Source organism: Maribellus comscasis (genome assembly GCF_009762775.1).
Taxonomy (GTDB): Bacteria; Bacteroidota; Bacteroidia; order Bacteroidales; family Prolixibacteraceae; genus Draconibacterium; species Draconibacterium comscasis.
In genome coordinates this window covers 77,747-102,537 of sequence record NZ_CP046401.1, presented here as the reverse complement: position 1 = coordinate 102,537, position 24,791 = coordinate 77,747, and the positions used below count along the sequence as shown (strand labels likewise).

At 37.2% G+C, this 24,791-nt stretch carries 21 protein-coding genes; 15 read left to right on the top strand and 6 right to left on the bottom strand.

Annotated features, from left to right (window positions below):
* The first annotated feature begins 1 nt into the window (after position 1).
* The 8 genes from GM418_RS00440 (at position 2) to GM418_RS00410 (ending at position 8,670) form a co-directional block, all read left to right on the top strand.
* Positions 2 to 3,613, top strand: a complete 3,612-nt coding sequence (locus GM418_RS00440; RefSeq protein WP_158862087.1) for an Eco57I restriction-modification methylase domain-containing protein — start codon at positions 2 to 4, stop codon at positions 3,611 to 3,613.
* Between the two features lie 172 nt (positions 3,614 to 3,785).
* Positions 3,786 to 3,989 (top strand): metallophosphoesterase family protein, encoded by a 204-nt coding sequence (locus GM418_RS00435; RefSeq protein WP_158862085.1) that lies wholly within the window; start codon positions 3,786 to 3,788, stop codon positions 3,987 to 3,989.
* 182 nt (positions 3,990 to 4,171) lie between these two features.
* Entirely contained in the window at positions 4,172 to 4,294 is a 123-nt protein-coding gene (locus GM418_RS31795) for a hypothetical protein (protein ID WP_281350243.1), read from the top strand.
* 133 nt (positions 4,295 to 4,427) lie between these two features.
* The gene (locus GM418_RS00430; RefSeq protein ID WP_158862065.1) at positions 4,428 to 5,705 is read left to right on the top strand and encodes a RusA family crossover junction endodeoxyribonuclease; all 1,278 of its coding nucleotides are present in this window, start codon (positions 4,428 to 4,430) and stop codon (positions 5,703 to 5,705) included.
* A 25-nt stretch (positions 5,706 to 5,730) separates the two neighbouring features.
* Positions 5,731 to 6,141, top strand: coding sequence for a secondary thiamine-phosphate synthase enzyme YjbQ (locus GM418_RS00425; RefSeq protein ID WP_158862063.1), 411 nt, complete (start codon positions 5,731 to 5,733; stop codon positions 6,139 to 6,141).
* A gap of 20 nt (positions 6,142 to 6,161) precedes the next feature.
* Positions 6,162 to 6,350, top strand: a complete 189-nt coding sequence (locus GM418_RS00420) for a YjbQ family protein (RefSeq protein WP_158862061.1) — start codon at positions 6,162 to 6,164, stop codon at positions 6,348 to 6,350.
* Positions 6,351 to 6,482: 132 nt separating this feature from the next.
* Positions 6,483 to 8,093: a thiamine pyrophosphate-dependent enzyme gene (locus GM418_RS00415; RefSeq protein WP_158862059.1), complete on the top strand. Its 1,611-nt coding sequence runs from the start codon at positions 6,483 to 6,485 to the stop codon at positions 8,091 to 8,093.
* Position 8,094: 1 nt separating this feature from the next.
* The gene (locus GM418_RS00410; protein ID WP_158862057.1) at positions 8,095 to 8,670 is read left to right on the top strand and encodes an indolepyruvate oxidoreductase subunit beta; all 576 of its coding nucleotides are present in this window, start codon (positions 8,095 to 8,097) and stop codon (positions 8,668 to 8,670) included.
* 94 nt (positions 8,671 to 8,764) lie between these two features.
* Here the strand turns inward: GM418_RS00410 and GM418_RS00405 are convergent, their stop codons facing one another.
* On the bottom strand, positions 8,765 to 9,667 hold the full coding sequence (locus tag GM418_RS00405; RefSeq protein WP_158862055.1) for a metallophosphoesterase family protein: 903 nt from the start codon (positions 9,665 to 9,667) through the stop codon (positions 8,765 to 8,767).
* 155 nt (positions 9,668 to 9,822) lie between these two features.
* Here GM418_RS00405 and GM418_RS00400 point away from each other — a divergent pair, with 155 nt between their 5' ends.
* Positions 9,823 to 10,089, top strand: coding sequence for a cupin domain-containing protein (locus GM418_RS00400; protein ID WP_158862053.1), 267 nt, complete (start codon positions 9,823 to 9,825; stop codon positions 10,087 to 10,089).
* 124 nt (positions 10,090 to 10,213) lie between these two features.
* On the opposite strand, the gene GM418_RS00395 is transcribed toward GM418_RS00400, so the two are convergent.
* The 5 genes from GM418_RS00395 to GM418_RS00375 all read right to left on the bottom strand — a co-directional run bounded on the left by GM418_RS00395 (position 10,214) and on the right by GM418_RS00375 (position 14,048).
* Positions 10,214 to 10,636, bottom strand: a complete 423-nt coding sequence (locus tag GM418_RS00395) for a QcrA and Rieske domain-containing protein (RefSeq protein WP_158862051.1) — start codon at positions 10,634 to 10,636, stop codon at positions 10,214 to 10,216.
* A 1-nt stretch (position 10,637) separates the two neighbouring features.
* Positions 10,638 to 11,468, bottom strand: coding sequence for a DUF5777 family beta-barrel protein (locus tag GM418_RS00390; RefSeq protein ID WP_158862049.1), 831 nt, complete (start codon positions 11,466 to 11,468; stop codon positions 10,638 to 10,640).
* Positions 11,469 to 11,476: 8 nt separating this feature from the next.
* Positions 11,477 to 13,081 carry a T9SS type A sorting domain-containing protein gene (locus GM418_RS00385; protein ID WP_158862047.1) on the bottom strand — a complete coding sequence of 535 codons (1,605 nt, stop codon included), beginning with the start codon at positions 13,079 to 13,081 and terminating at the stop codon, positions 11,477 to 11,479.
* A gap of 66 nt (positions 13,082 to 13,147) precedes the next feature.
* Positions 13,148 to 13,354, bottom strand: coding sequence for a YgaP family membrane protein (locus GM418_RS00380; RefSeq protein ID WP_158862045.1), 207 nt, complete (start codon positions 13,352 to 13,354; stop codon positions 13,148 to 13,150).
* A gap of 76 nt (positions 13,355 to 13,430) precedes the next feature.
* Positions 13,431 to 14,048: a Crp/Fnr family transcriptional regulator gene (locus GM418_RS00375; protein WP_158862043.1), complete on the bottom strand. Its 618-nt coding sequence runs from the start codon at positions 14,046 to 14,048 to the stop codon at positions 13,431 to 13,433.
* A gap of 254 nt (positions 14,049 to 14,302) precedes the next feature.
* On the opposite strand from GM418_RS00375, the gene GM418_RS00370 reads away from it, so the two are divergent.
* The 6 genes from GM418_RS00370 (at position 14,303) to GM418_RS00345 (ending at position 24,715) form a co-directional block, all read left to right on the top strand.
* Entirely contained in the window at positions 14,303 to 17,038 is a 2,736-nt protein-coding gene (locus GM418_RS00370; protein ID WP_246222799.1) for a 2-oxoglutarate dehydrogenase E1 component, read from the top strand.
* 16 nt (positions 17,039 to 17,054) lie between these two features.
* Positions 17,055 to 18,329 carry a 2-oxoglutarate dehydrogenase complex dihydrolipoyllysine-residue succinyltransferase gene (gene odhB / locus GM418_RS00365; RefSeq protein WP_158862042.1) on the top strand — a complete coding sequence of 425 codons (1,275 nt, stop codon included), beginning with the start codon at positions 17,055 to 17,057 and terminating at the stop codon, positions 18,327 to 18,329.
* A gap of 44 nt (positions 18,330 to 18,373) precedes the next feature.
* A complete protein-coding gene (locus GM418_RS00360; RefSeq protein ID WP_158862040.1) occupies positions 18,374 to 19,654 on the top strand; it encodes a Gfo/Idh/MocA family protein in 1,281 nt (426 codons plus the stop codon).
* 209 nt (positions 19,655 to 19,863) lie between these two features.
* The gene (locus tag GM418_RS00355) at positions 19,864 to 21,657 is read left to right on the top strand and encodes a cation:proton antiporter (RefSeq protein ID WP_158862038.1); all 1,794 of its coding nucleotides are present in this window, start codon (positions 19,864 to 19,866) and stop codon (positions 21,655 to 21,657) included.
* 393 nt (positions 21,658 to 22,050) lie between these two features.
* Positions 22,051 to 22,527: a (2Fe-2S)-binding protein gene (locus GM418_RS00350; protein WP_158862036.1), complete on the top strand. Its 477-nt coding sequence runs from the start codon at positions 22,051 to 22,053 to the stop codon at positions 22,525 to 22,527.
* Positions 22,528 to 22,567: 40 nt separating this feature from the next.
* Complete coding sequence (locus GM418_RS00345) at positions 22,568 to 24,715, top strand: xanthine dehydrogenase family protein molybdopterin-binding subunit (RefSeq protein ID WP_158862034.1); 2,148 nt, start codon at positions 22,568 to 22,570, stop codon at positions 24,713 to 24,715.
* Positions 24,716 to 24,791 lie beyond the last annotated feature (76 nt).

The following is a 24,791-nucleotide window of genomic DNA, read 5'->3' as shown; positions in this document are numbered from 1 at the left end:
TATGAAACTCAACATTTTTCATGAGGTTCAATTCCTCCCAGCACTAAAAACTTTTTTCAGAGAATTAAATGTTCCCATTAACTATATTGCAGATGAACCAACAACTGCACAGGAAATTTTACGGGACACCTACAAAGACAATGACACTTTTAACCTAATAAATGATGTGTATTTTGTTGGTATGGTTGATGATTCTTCATTTCGTGGTGAAGACAGTATTGATTCTGAATCTATAAAATCAGATTATGACGGTATTTTAATTTTTGGTATCACATTACATAAAAGAGCTAACAATTTATTACCCTCACGTTCACAATTAGCTGAAATAACACGAGCTTTTAACCGTGAGTTTTATTATACACCTGTTGCACTTGTTTTTAAATACAAAAACGAAGAAAAAAAATATATAGCTTTTTCAAATGCAGAACGGCTAAAATACAAACAAGCGTGGCGGGAAGGTGAAAAAGCAGGTAAAGTATCTCTGTTACGTGATATTGATATTGAAAATCCACACAGGGGACACGAAGACATCATTCACCAATTGAAAATTCAAACAACAGGTTTAAAAGCGGTTGACTCATTTGATAAATTGTACAAATACTGGCAGGAAGTATTTAATGTTAGTATTCTAAATAAAAAGTTCTACCAAGAATTACAAAGCTGGTATTTCTGGGCAATTAAAGAAGTTACCTTCCCAAATGCACCTAACCGTTTTGATTTTGATTCTGATGCGAAATTTGATGATGCTGTTAAGGAACACAAAGGCAAAAATGTAATACGGTTATTAACCCGTCTTTTATTTATTTGGTTTATTAAAGAAAAGAAATTAGTACCTGAAGAAATTTTTGATGAAAATTACGTAGCAAACAACCTGATTAAAGATTTTACACCACAGAAACCACACGGTGTTTTTGCCACAGGTAAAAATACAAGTATGTATTATAGGGCTATTCTTCAAAACCTGTTCTTTGCCACACTAAACCAGGAAATGGGTAAACGTCAGTTTAGAATACCCAAAAGACACATGAATGTTAGCAACTTAATGCGTTATCAGAATTATTTTAAAGACGATGGTGATAAGGTATTTCTTGATTTAATGAACGCTGTACCATTTATGAACGGTGGTTTGTTTGAATGCCTGGATAAACCACACCCAGAAATAAAAGGGAAGCAAGGTGGTGATATAATCATTTATGAAGATGGTTTTTCTGACCGTGATGATAATGTGGTGGAAGTACCCGACTTTTTATTTTTTGATGTAGATGAAGAAGTTGATATTAGTGATGATATTGGTAGCACAAACAGAATCTACAAAGAAGCAAAAACACGTGGATTACTCGAAATATTAAAATCATATAAGTTCACTATAACAGAGAACACACCCATTGAAGAAGACGTTGCACTCGACCCAGAATTATTGGGTAAAGTATTTGAAAACCTATTAGCAAGTTATAACCCCGAAACTAAAACAACAGCACGTAAACAAACAGGTTCATTCTATACTCCCCGTGAAATTGTAAACTACATGGTTGATGAAAGTCTGATTGCTTATTTGAAAAATACAATTAAGAATTGGGATGGAGTTGATAACAAACAATTAGATGAAGACCTACATACATTGGTTGCATTTGATAACCCACGAAATCCATTTGAAGATAAAAATGAATTACAAAACCAGATTATTAAAGCTTTAGATAATTGTAAAATATTAGACCCTGCGTGTGGTTCAGGAGCTTTCCCAATGGGTATTTTGCAGAAAATGGTTTACATACTTCATAAAGTTGACCCCAGTAATACGGAATGGAAACACCGACAAATATTAAGGGTTGATACGGCTATACAAAGCTTGGAAGAAATAGAAGATGCGGAGTTCAGAGAAAAAAGTATAAGGGAATTAAACCAGCAAAAGACCGATATTGATGAAGCTTTTAAAAACAATGAGCTGGATTATGGTAGAAAATTATACCTGATAGAAAATTGCATTTATGGTGTAGATATACAAAGTATAGCTACTCAAATTTCTAAACTTCGCTTTTTTATTTCATTAGTTGTTGACCAAAAAATAGATAAAACAAAAAAGAATTTTGGTGTTCTACCATTACCAAACCTGGAAACCAAATTTGTAACCGCAAATACCTTAATTGGTATTGAAAAACCAGACCAACAGGGTAATCTATTTGACAATGAGGAAGTAAAAAAACTGGAAGATAAACTAAAGAAAATACGGCATAAATTATTTAGTTCCAAATCACCTGCACGTAAACGAGAACTACGTGAAGAAGATAAATTGCTAAGGGAAGAAATTGCTGAATTATTAAAAAATAGCGGTTGGCACAATGAAACTGCAAGACAATTAGCAAGCTGGGACCCTTATGACCAAAATGCATCTTCACCTTTCTTTGACCCTGAATGGATGTTTGATATATCTTTCGGTTTTGATATTATTATTGGTAATCCTCCTTATAAAGAATTTACATTACCATTATTTCTAAAAAAAGAATACAAAACTTTTAATGTAAAAGAATTGTACAGCTTTTTTATTGAAAAATGCGTTAGTTCCTTGTTAAAGCCTGAAGGATGTTTATCGTTTATAACTGGTTCGCTATATATAAAAGGAATTAAGTTTGAGCCATTGAGGGAGTTTTTGCTATCTAATGTTTTAGCAAAAGTAATTTGGAATGTTGGTGATAGTGTATTTGAGAAAGTTCAAATGCCAACAACTATTCTTATTTGTTCAAAAGAAAAACAGTCTTGGTCTTTTTCAGATTTCTTCCCTGATATTAATATGATAGAAAAGTTGGAAGAAAATACTATGCATCTATCAGACTTAGTCGATATACAAAGAGGGTTTGAAATTGGAAGAGACAAGGTCTCTGATGTCTTTTCAGATTACCCAATTATTACTGGTTCGGATGTAGAAAAGTGGGAAGTGAAAAGAATTAGGTATATGGCTCATGAGACTTTTGTTAACTTCAACAATAAGGATATCAGGTATTTTACTTTACCAAGAGTTTTAATACGTGAAACGGGTAGTAACCTTTTATGTCTTTACCTTGAAAAAAAGTTGTTTTCAAATAGAAGTCTTTATAGTTTGATTTTAAAGCCATCAAAGCCGAAGAAACTAATAAAATGTATTTTACTAATTTTAAATTCTGACCTAATACAATATTATTATTCCATAAAATATAAATCTGATACAGATATTTTTCCCAAGATAAGAATAGCTCAAGCAAAAAAATTACCTATTAAAAATGATGTTTTAAAGAAACTTAATTTATTTTCATTTCTTGCAGATGTGATAATTTATTTCAAAAAAGCAAAAGAGAATAATTTTACTGCGGTTTTTAATAAAATTGCAAACGTCTGCATTATGAATATTTACTTTTTAAATTATTTTAATGAGCATAATTTTGATATTCTGTCTTATATTGAAAATGATATTTTGTCACTTGTTGGAAGTTTTGATTTTAATCATTTAAATGAAATGCAAAAACGAGATATTACACAAAAATTGTGCGAAAAATGGAATAATTCGAATAATGAAATCACAAAACGTACTATCTCACTTAGAACTAAAGTACCAGATTTTTTAAAACCGATTTTAGAGAGTTAGCAATTGAACCATTAAAACCAGATTATTTATAGTGGTTAATGTATTACTTAAAGATGAATAAGTTAATATACCCAACTACATAAACTTTTCGAATAAAGACGGTACGGTTGGAAGTGAAATAAGAATTGAATGGCGGTTATAAGCACATAATCACCATTTGAATGAACTCAGCATGGTAGCACTACCCAAATTAAGAGATAAAAATATAAAATTATCTGGTGTGGATGGTTATTACAAAGATGATGAGAAACCTGAGCTCTTTGGTCATTACTGGTTAAACTGTAACCCGTTTCAAATTGGAAGCAACATTGAATGCTTAGACTTTATTGTAGCGAGAAATGGTTACTTAACGGCATACCGAATGAATGGTGAATAGTTACTAAAAGAAGATAACTTAGTTTACGTGCAAACCGTACCCTGTACTGGTGTAATAAATAAAATCTATCACCTGGAGAAACTGCAAAAATATTTTGTTTCACAATTTGTGATGTTAAATAGAATATATACAGTTCTGATAGTATGGGTCTTATCTCTTGATTATTATAAACATAATAAAATGTGAAACAAATTCGGGCTAACCAGGGACCGTTTCTTCCCCAGGGAGAGCGGTCGCCAGGAGGTGCAAGATTAGGTGCAGGGGTTTCCCCCCTTTACGGTGTAGTTTGGAAACATTCTAAATAGCCGTCAGACCTAAAAAAGAAGCTTGACCCATTTTTGGTCAAAATTCCAAAAAAAATTTTACCATTTTTTCACATAAATTCTACTTTTTATTTAGTTATGATATTACTTTGCAACTACTATTTTGATTATTAAAATGACCCGAACTGAATATTTAGATACGATAAATGGACAGCGTTATGAACGTTTTAAAAGAATAATTAAAACCGTTAGGTTAGTGGTTAATCAAGAACCCAAAGGAAAAAATAGTTCTAATGAAGAAAAACGCATTTTTCGTAGTGAAATTCGGAAGCAATTAAAAGAGCAAAACCGTAGAGCTTTTAGAAGTGATATAATTTTAGAAATTGATTATTTCACTACCAAAGATAACCCTCCCGCAATACAAACTTTATCAAAAAATTACCTGGACCTTTTGCATAAAGAAATGCCCCATATAGATAGTTTAAAAGGTATTTTATACAAAGATGATAGCCAAATAAAGATTTTAATTTGTAATTATCACATTGATGAAAAATCGAGTAAAACACCAAGTATAGAACTGAAGGTGTGTAACCTGAGGTATTTTTTAGCAGATATTGAATTAGCACAAAAAATAATAAGAAATGATTTCACAGATTCTGATTACTCATTAGAATCCAAATTTGAGGAAAAACTTGAGGAAGAACGATATTATAACAATAAAGATTATTTTGAAGAATTAAAAGATTTAGAAGAAGGCAAGAACGACTATGATAAATTATTTGGTAAACGTTACTATAAGATGCAAAAGAGTTTCTTAATTCGTCAGATACAAGAGCAATTTTTAAAACAAAATAACTTAGATATTAGAAGCTTAATATCTGTATTTCAACCGTATTTTTCCAATAACAAAAAATATTTCAGCAATAGTGATTTTCAAAGCATTTGGAATGGTTCGAGAAATTTAATTTCATTTTCACCAGCTTATTTGCATTTTGGTAATGCACCACAAGTAAGTGGAGAAAAAAGTATTTTTAAAACAAACTTAAAAAAGGAACTACAAGTTTTTAAAGAAAAGTTTAAAGTTTTATTCCCACTATTACACCCAATTAGTGTTATAGTAACTTTTGTGCCACCAAAACAAAAAATTATAGACTTGGACAACCTCGCAAGATATATTGTGCCATTTGTTAATGAGATATTTAACCCTCCAACAATTGTTCAATTGACTTATAAGGATTCATATTTTACAGATTTATTAAAAAATGAATATGAAATTACACAACGTTTTCCACCCAATTCTATTGCAAGTTATCAGTTAGTTCAATTACCAAGATTAAAGAATGACCCGCAAAATGGTAAAATTGGTTTTTTGATTACTGATGGATTTTATCACATGAATAATGTTTGGAGAACCGTTGATGAAATTATTTATAAATGGGAAGATTGTTTATAAATTGCGTTAAAGAAAAATAAAGTAAATGATTACACAGACCGATATAAGGTTAAAGGAATACCATCGTGGTTTTCATCTAATTACTCATGTTATTGAAGATAATTTACCTAAGTTACCTGAAAAGGGCTTATTACATCTAATTATAAAACATACTTCAGCTGGGTTGACGTTAAATGAAAATGCCGACCCATCCGTTAGGGTGGACTTTGAATCGTTTATTAATAAGCTCATACCTGAGAACCACCCCGTGTACACACATGTGCTTGAAGGTGCTGATGATTTTCCTGCACATGTAAAGAGTTCTATATTTGGTGCAGAATTAACTATACCAATAACTAATCACCGTTTGAATTTGGGTACATGGCAGGGTATATATTTATGTGAATTTCGGAATTATGGTGGTAGTAGAAAAATTACAGCAACTATAATTAGCTGATTATTTGATTTTAGACACAAATGCATCATGTATTAACACATAGTGACTGTGTTATGCCTGCACATCTAAAATCGTCGGTTATTGGAGCTGAAATAACTATTCCTATTACCAACAACCGATTAAATCTTGGTACCTGGCAGGGGATATACTTTTGCGAGTTCAGAGATTATGGTGGCTCAAGGAAATTGGTTTTAACCGTTTTTAGTTAAAAATCCACAAATTATCCAAAATAGTAAAACTGTTTTTAAACAATATTGAAAAGGCTTTTTCCTGAGATTTGATATTTTTTCTCTGGTTTACACAGCCTAATTTCACGCCAATAAAAAACTCAAAATACTTTTATGCAACGTAACTTATTTTTAGGAGTTGAAGCTATAGGTCAGGCCGCTATCGACGCGGGAATTTCGGGTATCTATGCTTATCCCGGAACCCCTTCAACTGAAATAACCGAATACATTCAGAACAACAAAATCGCTGTTGAAAGAGATATTCACCGAGAATGGTCGGCAAATGAGAAAACGGCTTTGGAAGAAGCTTTAGGAATGTCGTATGCCGGGAAACGTTCAATGGCGTGCATGAAACATGTAGGTTTGAACGTGGCCGCCGATGTTTTTATGAATGCAGCGATAACAGGAATTCACGGAGGTTTGGTGATTACGGTGGCCGACGATCCGTCGCAACATTCTTCACAAAATGAACAGGACTCCCGCTTTTACGGAAAATTTGCGATGATTCCAGTTTTTGAGCCTTCAAATCAACAGGAAGCCTATGATATGACAAGGGAAGCTTTTGCTTTTTCTGAAAAAACAAAATTGCCGGTAATGATGCGCATTACAACCCGGCTGGCACACTCACGCGCTGGTGTTGTACAAAAGGAAATTTTGCCTGAGAATGAATTAAAACTTCCTGAGAATTTGATGCAATTTATGCTTTTGCCTGCTTACGGAAGAAAGTATTATCAGAATCTTTTGGATAAACAAGATTGGCTGACCGAGCTTTCAGAGAAGTCAAAATTTAACACGTTTACAGAAGGTAAAGATAAAGGCCTCGGAATCGTTACATGCGGAATTGCACACAATTATCTGATGGAAAATTACCCTGAAGGAAAGTGTCCATATCCAGTGGTAAAAATTAGTCAGTACCCGGTTCCGGAAAAATGGTTAAAAAAACTGGAAAACGAATGTGATGAATTATTGATAATTGAAGAGGGATATCCACTGGTTGAGGAACTTTTAAAAGATTATTTTGAAAAAGGAACAAAGGTTTGTGGCCGTTTGAGTGGGGCACTTCCAAGAAGAGGAGAGCTAAATCCTGATCATGTGGCGAAAGCGTTAGGGAAAGAAAAAGCTGAGACTTTCAAAGTGCCTGATAATCTTGCAAATCGTCCGCCATCGCTTTGTGCCGGATGTGGGCATCAGGATACATATTTTGCTTTGAATGAGGTTATTGAAGAAATTGGAGACGGCCGTGTTTTTTCTGATATTGGTTGTTATACGCTCGGAGCTTTGCCACCTTATAATACGATTAATACATGTGTTGACATGGGGGCTTCAATAACCATGGCAAAAGGAGCTTCTGATGCCGGTTTAAAACCGGTTTTTGCAGTTATCGGCGATTCTACATTTACACATTCAGGGATTACCGGTTTACTCGACTGTGTGGTTGAAAATACCAATGTAAATATTATCATTGTAGATAACGAAGCTGTTGCTATGACTGGCGGACAGGATTCTTCTGCAAAAGGTAAAATTGAACGAATCTGTGAAGGAATTGGAGTTCAGCCGGAACATATCCGTTTATTTATTCCCCTAAAAAAGAATCACGATGAAATTGTGGAGATAATAAAAGAAGAAATGGAGTATGACGGAGTTTCTGTGATTATCGGACGAAGAGAATGTATTCAAAAAATTGCAAGGACAAAAAAAATAAACAAAGCCAAAAAACAAGCATAAAATGAAAACCGATATAATTTTGGCCGGAGTTGGCGGCCAGGGAATATTATCTATTGCTACTACGTTAGGTGCAGCGGCATTAAACGAAAACTATTATTTAAAACAGGCCGAAACCCACGGAATGAGTCAACGGGGCGGAGCAGTAGTTTCTCACTTGCGTATTTCCGATAAACCCATTTATTCCGATTTAATTCCAATGGGAGAGGCAGATATAATTTTATCAGTTGAACCACTGGAATCGCTTCGTTATTTGCCTTATCTTTCCAAAGGAGGAAGTTTGGTAACCAACACAACTGAATTTAAGAATATTCCAAATTATCCTGAGTTGGATAAAACATTTGAAGAGTTAAGAAAGAAATTTAAGATTGTACAAATAGAAGCCGACAAAATAGCGCGTGACATTGGTAATCCCAAAGCTTCGAATATGGTGATGTTGGGTGCTGCTTCTCCTTTTATAAATATTCACGATGAAATTATTGTTGAAGGGATTCGGACGATTTTTAAACAAAAAGGTGAAAATATTGTTTATTTAAATACGAAAGCATTTGAAGCTGGAAAGAAATTTACAGGTAAGTAAAAGGAAAATGTTTTGGGCTTCTTGCTCAAAATAGTGTGTTTGGGGGTTAATTAGCCGTGCATTAAGGTGCACGGCTATCTTTTTTGTATCAGTATTATTCGTTTACTTCCCAGCCAAAATCAACATAATGCCAATTGAAATCTTCGCCTGAAATGTTTATTTTAACAAATCCTTCCTCCATTCCATACCGTTGTCCTCTCCACCAATTTGATGAAACAGCGCCACCAGTCAGGTAATGAATTCCATTGTAATTAATATCTTCGAGAAAATGCAGGTGTCCCTGTAGAACCAATTTAACATTATATTGCTCAAGAATTTCAATAATTTCAAGTGCATTTGTTACAACCGATCCTTTTTCAAATGCTTCAGTAGGACCGGCCATAATTTGTTTGCCAACGCTTAACAAAGGAATATGTGTACTAACAATAACCGGCGTTTCTTTTCCTGTTTGAGCCAAATCCTGTTTTAACCATTCTACCTGAACCGAATCAATTAGCCCGTAATAGTGTCTGTCTTCAGTAAATCCAATTCCATCGAGAACAATAAAATGCCAGTTTTTATGGTCAAAAGAATAATACCTCTTTCCAATACGGTCTTCGTACATTTTTTTACCGTATTTTTCGTGAGAAGGATCTACTCCGCTTCTTTCATAAAGGCCAAAAACTTCGTGATTTCCCATCGTATTGTATACCGGAGCTTCAATTTTCTCTGCGGTTTTTTCATACAAATTATACAATGTATCGCTTCTGCCATAAGTTTGCCCCAATGCATCCATAATATTATCGCCGCCGGTTAAAACAAAGTCAGGTGCAATTTTATTGATGGAATCAATGGCCTGCAAAAATCCTTCTGTTGCATTTCGCTCTTCAGTTATATGAATATCGGTTGCAAATACAAAAGTGAAATTGTTGCTTTTTTCTTCTGTTGAATTTGGTTTTGGTTGCTGACAACCAATTACAGTAATCAGTAAGATTGAAATGAGAATAAAATTTTTCATGTTTTTTATTTTGAGTGAAAATAGATTGAATACAATAAAATATGATTTAGAAAGAATTAAGATACGATTAAAGATTTTGCTACAATAATATAATTTTTGTTAGGAAAAAGAAATTTCAAAATAATTTCTTTTGTACTTTTATCTAAAAATTTGATATGAGAATAACCGTAGATCAATTGGAGCAGGAGGAGCTGGAGGAGATGGATGTTTTTTCGTGGCCGGTTTGGGAGCACGAAGAAGAAAAATTTGAATGGTACTACGATAAAACAGAAACATGTTATATTGTATCAGGTGAGGCAACAATTATTTCCGAGTTTGAGAATATTACAATAAAATCGGGCGATTTTGTTGTATTTCCGGCAGGACTGGAATGTATTTGGGATATCCATTCTGCCGTGAGTAAACATTATACGTTCGAGTAATTATAAAAGTAGTTATGTTGGCAAAAAAATCCCGGATTTACAATTCTTTAAAATCCGTTTTTTTTGCCAACATTTTCTATAAACCATATTTTTATCAGAAAGCCCGTTTGTCCAAAGCACAGAGTTATTTTATTGTCAGCGTATCGCCGTTAACAGTAACAGAATATGATTTCAGATTCGTTGCTGCAGGCCCTTGTGTCACTGCTCCTGTAGTACTAAATGCTGAGCCATGGCACGGACAAACAACAGCGGTATCGGTGGAGTTAAATTCAACAGTACATCCCTGATGCGTACAAACACTTGACAAGGCAACATATTGTGTGTTACTGACCCTGATAATAATAATGTCGCCTTTGTAGGCAAAACCACCAACAGTTTGCAGGTTAGCAAAAGTACTGCTGGTTAAGTCAATAGTAGTTCCGTCGTTGTCATCCATATCGTCGATAACATCGTCATTTCCATCGCTACATGCGTTAAATAAGGCCGGCGCTGCCAGCAAAATACTGCCGCCAACTGCAAACTTTTTAATAAATTCTTTTCTTTCCATATTAGTAGTATTTAATTCTAAATTGTCGAATCAGGTTAAATCCAAAATAGACATGTCCATCACCCCAGTCTCCACTTGTGTGTGTATACAAATACTGACCAAACATTTGCTGTGAATTGGAAACAATCAATTGAAACAAATGTCCTCCGGTATCCAGATCTACACCTAACGATAAAGGTTTGGTATTTGAATAATCGTTATTAAAACTGTGCAGGTATTCAAGGTTTACCGAAACTTTTTTTGAAACTTTGACCGAAGCTCCCAGCCCTAGAGTAAAAAGCGAATAACTGGTATTTTCTGAATTGAGGTAGCCCGTATTTAGATAACCGGGAGAAACTTGTATTCCGAAATTTTGTATTGTTTTTGCCAAATGCAACTGAACAGCACCAGAAAATTTGTCTGAAAAATCATCATTAGAATCCGGGAAATAGTTTTTTAGGGTTGGAATTGCTCCCTCAGCAGTGGCTGTAATTGTGAAAGGAAAATCGCTGCTTTGCTGCACAAATCTGAATTTTGCAAATCCATCGTATGTTTTTAAATAAGTGCTCCTTCCTATTCCAAGATTAAAGTTGTCTCCAAAACCATATTCAAAACCCAGTCTCATCGTAGCGAGGTCAAGCCCGAAGAGCTCATAAAGACCACCGCTTATGTCACCAAAGCGGTGTTGGATAGATAGATTTAGCTTCCCTTTTTCAACCAAATTTGCCGATTGAGCATTGACAAATCTGGTGCCCTGGAAAATATTGTCTTGCGATTCCTCGTCTTCCTGGGCGTAACCTGCTCCGATTCCGAGAATGTACAATAAAATTGTGGTTGTTAACAAATGTTTCATATAAAAAATTATTGTTTCACTAATTTAAACACCTTTTTGTCCGAATTTGTTTTGACCTCAATAAAATAAATTCCTCTTGCTAACTCCTGAATATTCAGGTTTATATTATTGAGATTTTGTGTAATTGTTTTTTGCCGGATTTTTCCGCTTAGATCGTAAAACGCAATCTCTGTAGGCGAACTTTTGCTTTTATCAAATTCGAGTATTACAAAATCACGAGCCGGATTGGGATACATTTTTGAATTTGTAAAACTTAAGCTATTGGTTGAAGTCGGCAGGAAAATATCGGTGAAATTGGTGTTGTGGGTAAACATTAAAGTTGTGTCGCCCATTACATCATTTAATTCTATGCGCCACGCATGGTCGGTTGGCGGAGCATCGTACTCTCCATTTTCATTGAAATCAACATAAAAATCAACGTTGTACGACATGCTGTCCTTGATTCCCAAAATTTCAATTTCAAAATTTTCTTCCACTACTGCATTCGTTGAGACAATCTCTTCCCCTGAATCTTTTTCAATCACCCCAAGCCATAAATCTTGTCCAACGTGCGGAGTCATCCCCATAAACTTTACGGTTAATTTGTTCATCCACATAATGTCAGTAAAATTGGTATTGTGGGTGAACATCACAGTTGTATCGCCCGCCACATCGTTTAGTTCTATTCTCCAGGCATGATCGGTGGGCGGCGCATCATACATGCCGTTTTGATTAAAATCTGCGAAAAAATCAATATTGTAAGACATGCCAACCTCTATTCCGTATATATATATCATAAAATCAGATGTGTCAATAAGTGTAGTTACTCTGTCAAGTTCAGTCTCTGCACCGATAGCTTTCGCCGCCAGCGAAAGCATCTGACCAACATGTGGTGTCATATTCATAAATTGTACGGTCAATTTATTCATCCACACGATGTCGGTGAAGTTGGTATTGTGGGTAAACATTAACGTTGTATCACTCATTACACTATCCAGTTCCATTTGCCAGGCATGGTCAGCCGGCGGTGCGTCGTACATTCCGTTTCCGTTATGATCTGCATAGAAGTTCACATAATAAGAATGGTACATTTCCAGTCCTGAAACGTTCAAATCAAAACTAACTGAGACTGTATCCATGGTTCTGGCCACTTCTTTCCCGGTTTCTTTGTCAATCACTGCAAGCCAAAGGTTTTGCCCTACGTGTGGGTTCATGTCCGAAAAATTCATTGTAAGCATATAATTCATCGAATCAGCCATCATGCCGTCATTAACCATTATTTTACCAATCATTCCCAGATCAACATGCGGGTTGCATTGATAATCATAGGTTCCGGTTGTAGAAAAAACATGACTGTACGTCCAGCCGTTTCCGGGATTATTTCCAAACGATTCAGGATTTGAAGGATAAGTCTCTTGCGTTCCGTTTACATTGTGATACCCCTCAATATTTGTCCATTCAACTGTGTCTCCAACCTCAATGGTTAATTCGTCGGGTGTAAATTTGTTATTCGAAACTTCAATAGCATGCTTTTGTTGTGCAATTGACTGATGAAAGAAAAACAACAGCACTACAAGTATAAACGATTCTTTTAACGTCGTAAAAAATTTTATCAATGTAAAAATTGTTTTCATGTGCGATAAGATTTAATGATTGTAGAATAATTTAAGATGTGTAATTCTTTTATTGTAAGAAAATTTTTACTTCGGCTTTTTATTTGTTTTTATTCCGAAAGGAAAGTAAAGCGGACATATGTGAAACAAGCTTGTAAAAACAAAAATTCCGGCCAGCACAAGTAACACAATTCCCAAGGTCCCTGTAATTGTGTTTGTGGCATAAAGAACAACAATTATTGCAGCAATTATCAGTCTGATAATTCTGTCAGCATTCCCCATATTTTTTTTCATAACTATTATAATTTGAGTTATCAATTAAACGAAATATACTAAATGAAATACAGGAAAGCTGTGACCAGGGTCACCATCAAATAATTTTTATTCCATCCGCATCTTGTGAAATTTTGTTTTCGTTCTCCATTTTTTTCAAAATACGGGTTACAACTTCACGCGCAGTACCCAAATCATTGGCTATTTTTCTGTGTGAAATATTAATCTGATTCTTGTTTGTTAAACTGACTTTTGCCCGCAAATACTCCATCAGTCTTTTGTCCAGTTTTTCAAAAAGAACCTGATTAATCATATTTATTAATTCACTGTATCTGGTGTTGTATTGAAGAAAAAACAAGGTATTCATTTCGGGGTATTCTTTCATCCATCGAAAGACTTTTCCAACAGGTAACAAAAGAATGGTTGACTGTTCTTCAGTTGAAGCATAAACCTTGCTTGGTTTGTTTTGTAAACAGGCATCAAACGACATAATACAGCTTTCTCCCGGTTTAATGTAATACAGCAGTAGTTCTCTTTCATCGTATCGTGTGTAAACTTTTACCAATCCATTCATTACAAAAGGGATAGCCTTGATGTACTGGCCTTCGCGCATTACTTCGAGATCCGCAGGAACTTCTTTTTTTATCCCGTGATTTTTTATCTCTGACACCAGTTTTGAAGTCAGTTGAGCAAAAATTTCATTTTCTGTTTTCATAATCGTAATACATGTCGATTCGGTCTATGCAATTTACTTCAAACAACAGTAATAATCAAATCATACCGGATTTTCGGTTTTCAATTCATAATTTACGATTTGCTTTGTTTACGGAAAGGATTTAAACGAGTATATTTAAGCTTAAAATCGTTTATGAATGCGTAAATTTGTTGAGCAAAACAACGCATGTGGCTAAACAATAAAAATTTTGTTTTGTTTTTTTGAGTATCGATAATTAGTTAATGAAAATATAGATGATTGATAAATTTTCGTCATTAGGGAATCAGGAGTTGGAAGCTATAGAAGACCTCTATCAAACTTACCTTAGAAATCCGGAAGAAATAGACAAGAGCTGGCAGCAGTTTTTTTCAGGCTTTGAATTTGGTCGGAAAAATTATGAAGAAAAAACTGGAGCAATTCCTTCAGAAAAAATGAATAAGGAGTTTGCCATTTTGAATTTGATTCATGGTTATCGTCAGCGGGGACATTTGTTTACCAAGACTAATCCGGTCAGGGCAAGAAGAACGTATTCACCAACCTTAGACATAAAGAATTTTGGATTGGAGGAAAAGGATCTTGAAACAACTTTTCAGGCCGGAAACGACATTGGCATCGGTCCGGCCAAATTAAAAGATATTGTTGCTCATTTGGAAGATACTTATTGTCGTTCAATTGGTGTTGAGTATGTATATATGCGTAACCCTGAGGTAATTCAGTGGCTCAGAGGGAGGATGGAGAGCACAAAAAATTCGCAGGAATTTACGGAAGAAAAAAGAAAGCATATATTTTATCATTTAAAACTTGCGGTTGGTTTCGAGAATTTTATTCATAAAAAATTTGTTGGCCAAAAGCGTTTTTCACTGGAAGGAGCTGAGACTTTAATTCCTTCGCTCGATGCTGTTATCGAACGTGGGGCGGAACTTGGGATTGAAGAATTTGTGTTGGGAATGGCACACCGGGGAAGGTTAAATGTTTTGTCGAATATTTTGGAAAAACCATACGAGAACATTTTTAAAGAATTTTACGGGAAAGAATATGAGGACGATATTTCGCAAGGTGATGTAAAATACCATTTAGGCTATGAAAATGAAGTAGAGACAGATTTTGGCAAAAAAGTAAAGTTAAAACTAATGCCGAATCCTTCACATCTTGAGACGGTTGGACCGATTGTGGAAGGAATGACCCGCTCACGGATTGATTCGGTGTATAACGGAGATTTTTCAAAAGCTGCTCCGATTATTATCCATGGCGATGCTGCCATTGCTGCGCAGGGTGTTGTTTACGAAACGATTCAAATGTCGCAGTTAAACGGGTATAAAACGGGTGGCACTATTCATTTGGTTATTAACAATCAGGTTGGTTTTACAACTCCTTACCTCGAAGCCCGTTCAAGTACGTACTGTACCGATGTGGCCAAAGTGACGCGTTCGCCCGTTTTTCATGTTAATGGTGACGATGTTGAATCATTGATTTTTATCATAAAACTTGCCTTGGAATTTCGTCAGAAATTTTACACCGATGTTTTTATCGATATTCTTTGTTACCGCAAGTATGGACATAATGAAGGAGATGAACCTCGCTTTACGCAACCCATGCTGTACAAGGCAATTTCAAAACATCCGAATCCACGTGATATTTATTCGGAAAAGCTGGATAAATTGGGAATTATGTCAAAGGAAGAGTCGAGAAAGAAAATAAAAGAATTTGACCAGTTTCTGGAGGAAAAATACAAAGCATCAGAACAAATTGATAAACTGAAAATCAGGAAGTTTCTAATCAATGAATATGAACCATACAAAATGCCTAAAGAGGAAGTTTTTGGACAGAAGACAGCTACGGGTATAAAAAAAGAAGTTTTACTTGGGGTAGCTCAAAAAATAAATTCACTGCCCAAAGGTTCAAAGTTCTTCAAAAAAGTTGATCGCATTTTGTCTGATCGGAAGCTGATGCTCTCAGATAATCGTCTGGATTGGGCAATGGGTGAATTGCTTGCATACGGAACTTTGGTTTCGGAAGGCCATCCGGTTCGCTTATCCGGGCAGGACACCGAGCGTGGTACTTTTGCTCACCGCCACGCCGCTTTTGTGGTAGAAGGAACAGATGAAAAGTATTTTCCGCTAAAATATGTAGCCGAAAAACAGGCGCCTTTTCACGTTTATAATTCTTTATTGTCTGAATATGCAGCCATGGGATTTGAATACGGGTATTCGCTGGCGCAGCCCAATGGCTTAACCATTTGGGAAGCCCAGTTTGGCGATTTTCATAATGTGGCACAGGTAATCGTTGACCAGTATATTACTTCAGCATTTGAAAAGTGGGGATTGATGAATGGATTGGTTCTGTTATTGCCGCATGGCTACGAAGGGCAGGGGCCGGAACATTCAAGCGCCAGAATTGAACGTTTCCTGCAACAGGCTGCAAATCATAATATTCAGGTTGTAATTCCTACAACACCCGCAAATATGTTTCACCTGTTGCGTCGTCAGGTAAAAATGAAAACACGGGTGCCTCTTATTGTTTTTACACCTAAAAGTTTATTACGTCATCCGCAGGTGGTTTCAAAAATTGAAGATTTAGCAACGGGAGCTTTTGATGAAGTAATTGACGATCCGGTGGCTGAATCTGATTTGGTTGAAAAAGTGGTGTTTACTACCGGTCGTTTGTATTACGATTTGGCAAAAACAAAAATGGAAAAAGGGATTAGCAATGTTGCAGTGGTAAGAATGGAGCAGATACATCCGATTCCGCATAAACAAATCGATGAGATTTTGAAAAAGTATAAAAAGGCTTCAGAATTGATTTGGGCACAGGATGAACCTGAAAATATGGGCGCATGGCCTTTTATCGAACGCAAACTTAAAGATTTGAATCTTACGCCGGTAACACGGAAGGAAAGCGGAAGTCCGGCAGTTGGATTGATGGAAATCCACAAACAAAGTCTGGAGAAATTGCTGGAAACGGTTTTTCAGGAAAAAAAAGTAATAGCTTGAAATAAAAAGACCAAAAATGATAGTAGAAATTAAAGTTCCCAGTCCGGGAGAATCGATAACAGAAGTTGAAGTAGGAACCTGGCTGGTTGAGAATGGCTCGGTAGTATCTAAAGACCAGGAAATTGCCGAAATAGAATCGGATAAAGCCACGCTAACCGTTGTTGCCGCCGAAGGTGGTAAAATTGAATTCAAAGCCGAAGAAGGCGATACGCTGGAAGTGGGAACGGTTGTGTGTACCATTGATACCAGTGTTGCACCAACTGAAGGCGAAAAACAGGAAAAAGAAACAGAAGCAGAAACAGAGGAGCTGGAGAAAATAGAAGAAGCAAAACCAAAGGACGAAGAGAAAAATCAGGAACCGGCGAAAGAGGTTAAAGTCTCTGATGAGCATGATAAAGTTAAAGTAACGTCGGTTGCCAGGGAGATGATGAAAGACCTCAATCTTTCAGTTGATGATATTGTTGCAGGCTTAAGAAGAATTGGTAAAAAAGAAGTCGAGGCAGTTGCCAGTATGCCAAAATCAGACAGCGGAACAAGTTTGCCGCAACCCAAAGAAGCGTCTCGTGATGAAGAGCGGCAAAAAATGACGAGTCTGCGCCGGAAGTTGAGCCAACGTTTGGTCGCAGTAAAAAACGAAACGGCAATGCTCACAACTTTCAATGAGATTGACATGAGTTTTGTGATGGACTTGCGCAAAAAATACCAGGACCAGTTTGTAAAAAAACACGGTTTTAAGGTTGGGTTTATGTCATTTTTTACCAAAGCAGTTGCCCAGGCTATGGATTTTCACCCCATGGTAAACGCACAGTTAGATGGAGAAGAAATTGTATCGCCTCAGTATGTTGACGTGGGAATTGCGGTTTCAACCCCCAAAGGACTGATGGTACCGATTGTGCGAAATGCCGAAAGTAAATCAATTCCTCAAATTGAACTGGAAATAAAAGAGCTGGCAACAAAAGCCCGCAACAAGAAAATATCAGTAGAGGAATTGACCGGCGGAACGTTTACGATTACCAACGGAGGGGTTTTTGGCTCACTGTTGTCGACTCCAATCATTAATCCTCCTCAGTCGGCTATACTGGGTATGCATAACATTGTTGAACGACCAGTTGCCGTAAACGGACAAGTGGTTATCCGTCCGATGATGTACGTGGCGCTTTCATACGATCACCGGATTATTGACGGAAAAGATTCCGTTGGATTTTTGGTGAAAGTAAAAGAATTTATCGAAAATCCGGAGCGCATGTTAACCGGAGGGCATGAACCGGAAATGTTACTGCTGGATATTTAGATTTTTAAATTAATTTTCTACCATTATAACCTAAAACCTAACAAATGAACCGAAGAAATTTTATCCGGAAATCGTCTATAACCACAGTAGGTATGGCTACTGTGGCACACCTGCATGCATTTCAGGCAGACCAAAAGTTAAAGATAGGACTAATTGGTTGCGGTTGGTATGGTATGGTAATAACCACAGCCGCTTTAAAAACGGGTGACGTCGAAGTAATTGCTGTTTGCGATGTTGACTCTGCGCATTTAAAAACAAGCTCCCGTGAAATTGCCAAAATACAAGGCAGCAGTCCAAAGGAATTTAAGGAATATCAGGAGTTGCTTGATACTCCCGGGTTACAAGCTGTTTTTATTGGCACGCCGCCTCACTGGCACGCGCTACAGTTTATTGCTGCCTGTGAAAAGGGATTGGATATTTATTGTGAAAAGCCTCTTGCTTACGATGTGCGCGAAGGTCAGGCAATGATGAGAGCGGCTCAGAAAGCAGGTAATATTGTTCAAATAGGATTTCAACGTCGGCAGAGCAAAGCTTTTCAAAAAGCCAAACAATTGATTAGCAATGGTCGATTGGGGAAAATTCACCAGATTGGTGCACAAATTCACTATAATCCGTCGGTACCTGACACCATGATACAAACACCACCAAAAACTCTTGATTGGGACACCTGGTGTGGTCCTGCACCTCAGCTCGATTATAGGCCAAGCATCGCACATAAAGCCTGGCGACTGGAAAAAGAATACGGAAACGGACATCTTGTAGATTGGGGAATTCATCACATCGATATCATCAGAACAATTATGGATTTTGATATGCCAGACGTTTTTGACACAAAAGGCAGTTTAGAAATATTAAAAGGAAAAATTACCACTCCTGACACACTGATTGCAACCATGGAATTTGAGCAATGTCCTGTGATTTGGCAACATCGCCTTTGGGGAACAGGCGGTTTAAACAAAGAGTTTAACAACGGTATTTTTATTTATGGTGAAGAGGGAACTTTATTTGCTTCTGACAATAAACTGGTCATTACATCAACAGATAAAAAAGAGCAGGAGATAATGGATATTCCCTCCCCGGAAATGCAGGATAACCACGTCGCCAGCTTTGTAAATGCGGTTTTGACACAGGAAAAGAGAGAACTGGTGTGTACCATTGAAGATGCATTTCAGTCAACTGCAACTGTTCAACTTGCAATGGCCTCGTATTATTCCGGTGCGCCACTACAGTGGGACGCTGCAGAGATGGAGGTGAAAGGAAACGAACAGGCTGCTAAATTGCTTGCACGAAAGTATCGGGGAAACTACCAAAGACCGGAAGTATAGTTGGCTGTGTTCGACAGATGCTAACTTTCTGCGTTTGTTTAAGCGTGGACAATGCCTTTTTTAGTGGAATGAGTTTTTCTTTTTGTGTTCCAATTTGTATATCTGTAAAAGTTTTTTTTCGCCATCTGCATTAACAAATCATTAAATACTTCAATGTCTTTTATTAGTTGAAATTTCTTTATATTGAAATAAAGAAAATCGGGACAATTATGGAAGAATTTCACATAAACATATTGAATATTTCAGCCGTTCTGCTTTCGGCTTACCTGGGGGGCGTATTGATTCGCAAAATCGGTTACCCTGCAATTCTTGGGGAACTACTCATTGGAATTGTACTCGGACCTGCGGTTTTTGGATTACTGGAATATACCGAATCGATTAAAGTTTTGGCAGAGATTGGTATTGTTCTCCTTATGGTATACATCGGGATGGAAATTGACTTCCACGACTTAAAAAAGGCATCATGGCCTGGTTTACTGGCTGCTTTGGGTGGTTTCTTTGTTCCTTTTGTTTTAGGATATTTTACTGTTATTTGGTATGGTGGTACACCCATGGCCGGACTTTTTGTAGCAATTGCAATAGGAGTAACTTCATTGGCCACCAAGAGTCGAATTCTTATCGATTTGAAACTGCTTAACACGCGGATTGCTTTGGTTATGATGGCTGGTGCTCTAATCTCCGACACACTAGCCCTGGTTATTTTTTCGGGAATTACCAATTTTGCTGAGTCAAGTTCTGTCAATCTTCGGGAACTGTTTCTCATTAGTGGAAAAATTATTTTATTCTTTGGTGTTACCATATCAGTAGGTATTTTCCTTCTCCCGCGGCTTGGACGGTACCTCGTAAAATCGACAATAAACAACAGCACCGCTTATTTTACTATGATTTTAATTGTAACCTTCGGATATTGTGAATTGGCAGAACTCGCGGGGATGCACAGTATTTTAGGGGCATTTATGGCTGGTTTATTTTTAAAAGATAACCTGTTTCCCAAAAATATTACAAAAGAACTGAATAAAGCATTTTATGATGTTTCCATTGGTTTTATGGCACCTATCTTTTTTGTCTCAGCCGGTTTTTTTGTTGATCCTACCGTATTCAAAACCGATTTACTATTGTTGTTCATAATCACAACATTAGCCATTGTAGGCAAAATAGCAGGTACAGCGCTGTTTTATTTGCCCTCGGGAAATGGTTGGCGCGAGGGAATAACCATTGGAACGGGTATGAATGGGCGTGGTGCTGTTGAAATTATTATTGCAGGTATCGGTCTTGAAATGGGCATTATCGATAAGACAATATTTTCAATTTTGGTTTTTATGGCCATTTTTACAACGCTTACAGTTCCGGTTCTGTTAAACTGGACAAGCAAATGGTTAAGAAGACGCGGTGAATTGGTTTACCTGGAAAAACGCAATGGTTTGCTTATTTTGGGTGTTAATCCGGTGAGCCTGCTTATGGCGAAATATGTGTCAAAAAAAATGCCGGTAACCTTGGTTGACAATAATCGGGAAATGGTTGCCCTTGCAGAGAGAATGAACTTTAAATGTATTTATGGTAATGCCTTAGATGAAGATATAATAACTGAATCAAATCCCGGGAATATTGACACTTTCGTCGGACTAACACCAAACAGCCAGGTAAATTTGCTGGTTGGCCGCCTTATGCATGAATCATTTTTAATACCCAATATGTATGTAGCAGTTGCAACAACAAAATCCGGAGTCGGAACCGATGTTTTGAAAAAATTTAGTGTAAGTACTTTATTTGCAAAGCCTGTTAGACTTGATACCTGGTTTCATCTGATTGAAGACCAAAAAGTGAAGGAAACATATGAAATTGTTAATAAAGAGATTTCATGTAGTCTTTGGGTTGAAAAGTATGCAGATAATAATATTCTTCCTTTGCTTGTAGAAACTGAGAACGGAACATTAAAGCCGTTTCATTCGGGTGGTCAATTAATGGCGGGCGAAAAAGTTATTTTTCTCAGGAGCAGGGAGTAGACCATATTTTATTTTTTTTAGCTTTTCATTGGTTTAAAAGGCATTGACGATTTTTTAAGCTCAGACTGAGACATAAGCCATTCAATATTTCAATTTGATCAGAAAAACGATGTTAACATGGTGCAAGCTGCTGGAAAATAGCTTTAAAGCCATAATATTTCCTAAACTTCCAGATTGTTTTTCAGTGTTATAACATTTATATAAAGCGTATTAAAAATATAAATGGTATAAATTGTTTTTTGTATCTTAATGGGCAAATCTTAATTAGGTCTTTTTGATATCAAAAAATATCTGGAGAAATTACATAGTGAAAAATTGTGTTCTTAAGTTACGAAAAATTCAATAAAATAATGACCAAAGCGGTAAATCTGAAACGAACAAATCACTACAAATATGGCAGAAAAGATTCAATTTGAACTAAACGGAAAAAAAGTAGATTTGGAAGTAGATACTGACCAAACACTACTTTGGGTGATTAGAACAGAATTGGGCCATACCGGGACAAAATATGGTTGCGGGGAAGGTTATTGCGGTGCCTGTACAGTTTTAATCGACAATGAAGCTGTTCGGTCTTGTGCAACCAAAATTGGGGAAGTGGCCGGTAAAAAAGTGGTAACCATTGAAGGCTTGGCCAAAGGAAAAGAACTTCATCCGGTGCAGAAAGCTTTTGTGGAACACGACGCTCTCCAATGTGGCTATTGTACGCCAGGAATGATAATGAACGCAGTAGGGCTGCTGAATCAAAATCCAAACCCTTCAAAAGAAGACATCATTTGGGGAATGGAAGACAATCTGTGTCGATGTGGAGCACATAACCGGATTGTTGATGCTATTCAAACAGCCGCTGACAAGATGAAAGGCGGCAGTTAGAAAGAGGGTAAAGCGTTTGTTGAAATTTAAAGAAAATGAAATGGATGAATTAAAAGACTTTAAAGAATATTTGAAAACACATGTTCCCGATGTAAAAAGAAGGGCATTTTTAAAATGGATGGGTGGTGGACTTTATGTTTTTTTTAACCCCGGTGTCGCTTTTAACGCTTTGGGGGGAGACGGAGAGCAGCGGCAAAGTGTACCTGATGACTTTAACGCTTTTCTTCGAATTCACGAAGATGGAACGGTCACCTGTTTTGTGGGAAAAATTGATATGGGGCAGGGAGCCATTACATCATTTCCGCAAATGGTTGCCGATGAGCTTGATGTTGAATACGAAAAGGTGAAAATGGTTTTGGGTGATACAGATTTGTGTCCCTGGGATATGGGCACTTTTGGATCGATGTCTGTGCGTATTTTAGGTCCGTCAGTAAGAGCTGCGGCTGCTGAAGCACGAGGAGTATTGCTTCAATTGGCTGCTGAAAAGTTGGGCGTTGAGCCTGAAGAACTTTTAGTTGTAAGAGGTGTGATTTTTAATAAAAATAATAAGAAAGAAAAGGTTACTTACCCGGAATTAACAAAAGGGCAGAAGATTGCCCGCTACATGGACAAAAAACCCGAAGTAAAAGACTATTCGGAATTAAGAGTGATGGGAACACCAAAACTCCATCAGGATGCGGTGGACAAAGTTACAGGTAAAGCATTGTACTCAGGAGACATTCGGAAACCCTATATGGTTTATGCACGTATAGTCCGCCCACCGTCGCATGCTGCCAAACTTGTATCTGCCGACACATCAGATGCAGAAAAGATAGAAGGCGTTGAAATTGTAAAAGATGGTGATTTAGTCGCCGTATTACACAAAAATCCGGAAATAGCGGATAAGGCAAGAGAGCTAATAAAAGCGGAGTTTGAAATTGAAAAGGAGAAAGATGTTAATAACGCTAATGTGTTTGAATACCTTCTTGCGAATGCGCCGGAAGGAAACAGTAATATTGACGAGGGCGATCTTCAGGAAGGCAGAAGGCAGTCGACTTCAGTTTTCGAAAATGAATATCACGACGGCTATGTTGCTCATTCACCCATGGAACCGCACACTGCAATGGCGTACATGGACGGCGACAAAATGATTGTTCGTGCGGGCACACAGACGCCTTTTCCGGCCAAAAGTAATATTGCCCGTGTGCTTGGTGTAGAAGAGGAAAAAGTGCGTGTACAGCCTCCTTTTTTGGGAGGAGGATTTGGAGGTAAATCTTCTCATCGGCAAGCTATAGAAGCGGCTCGTTTGGCGAAAATCACAGGAAAACCGGTTATGGTTGACTGGAACCGGAAAGAAGAATTTTTTTACGATGAATTTCGACCTGCTGCTATCGTAAAAGTGAACTCGGGGATTGACGACAACGGAAAAATAACGTTTTGGGATTATCATGTGTATTTTGCGGGAGACAGGGGAGCGGAAACCATGTACAATGTTCCGCACCAAAAACGAACGGTTTACGGACGTGGTTGGCGCGCGCCGGGAATACATCCTTTCCCAACCGGAGCCTGGCGTGGTCCGGGCAATAGTACCAATACTTTTGGACGCGAGGTTCAGGTTGATATTATGGCTGCCAAAGCAGGTATCGACCCTGTGGAGTTTCGTCTGAAAAATCTTACCGATAGGAGAGCGATTGATGTACTGGAAGAAGTGGCAAAAATGGCTGACTGGAAACCGACTAAATCTCCAGGCGGGAGAGGATTTGGTGTGTCTGTTGGTTTTGACGCCGGAACCTACGTGGCACATATCGCACAGATTGATGTAAATAAAGAGACAGGCGAGATAAAAGTAAATAAAGTCTGGTGTGCACAGGAAATGGGATTTTGTGTCAATCCACAGGGAGCAACCATTCAAATGGAAGGCTGTATAAATATGGGGCTGGGGTATGCTTTGAAGGAAACGGTTGAATTTGAAGGAGGCAAAGTAAAAACCAGCAATTTCGATTCCTATGAAATTCCTCGTTTTTCGTGGATTCCAGAGATTCAAACAAAAATTTTGGACCGACACGAACCTCCTCAGGGAGGTGGTGAGCCTGCCATTGTTTGTATGGGAGCTGTTATCGCTAATGCTGTTTATGATGCAACCGGAGCACGGCTTTACGAAATGGCAATGACACCGGAACGTGTGCTTCAAGCTCTGAAAAAAGTATAGCCATAATAAGATAAGGGGGAAGGGTTATCTCTAAAAATCAAGACAATATTAGAATGTCATCCTGAAATTGTTTCAG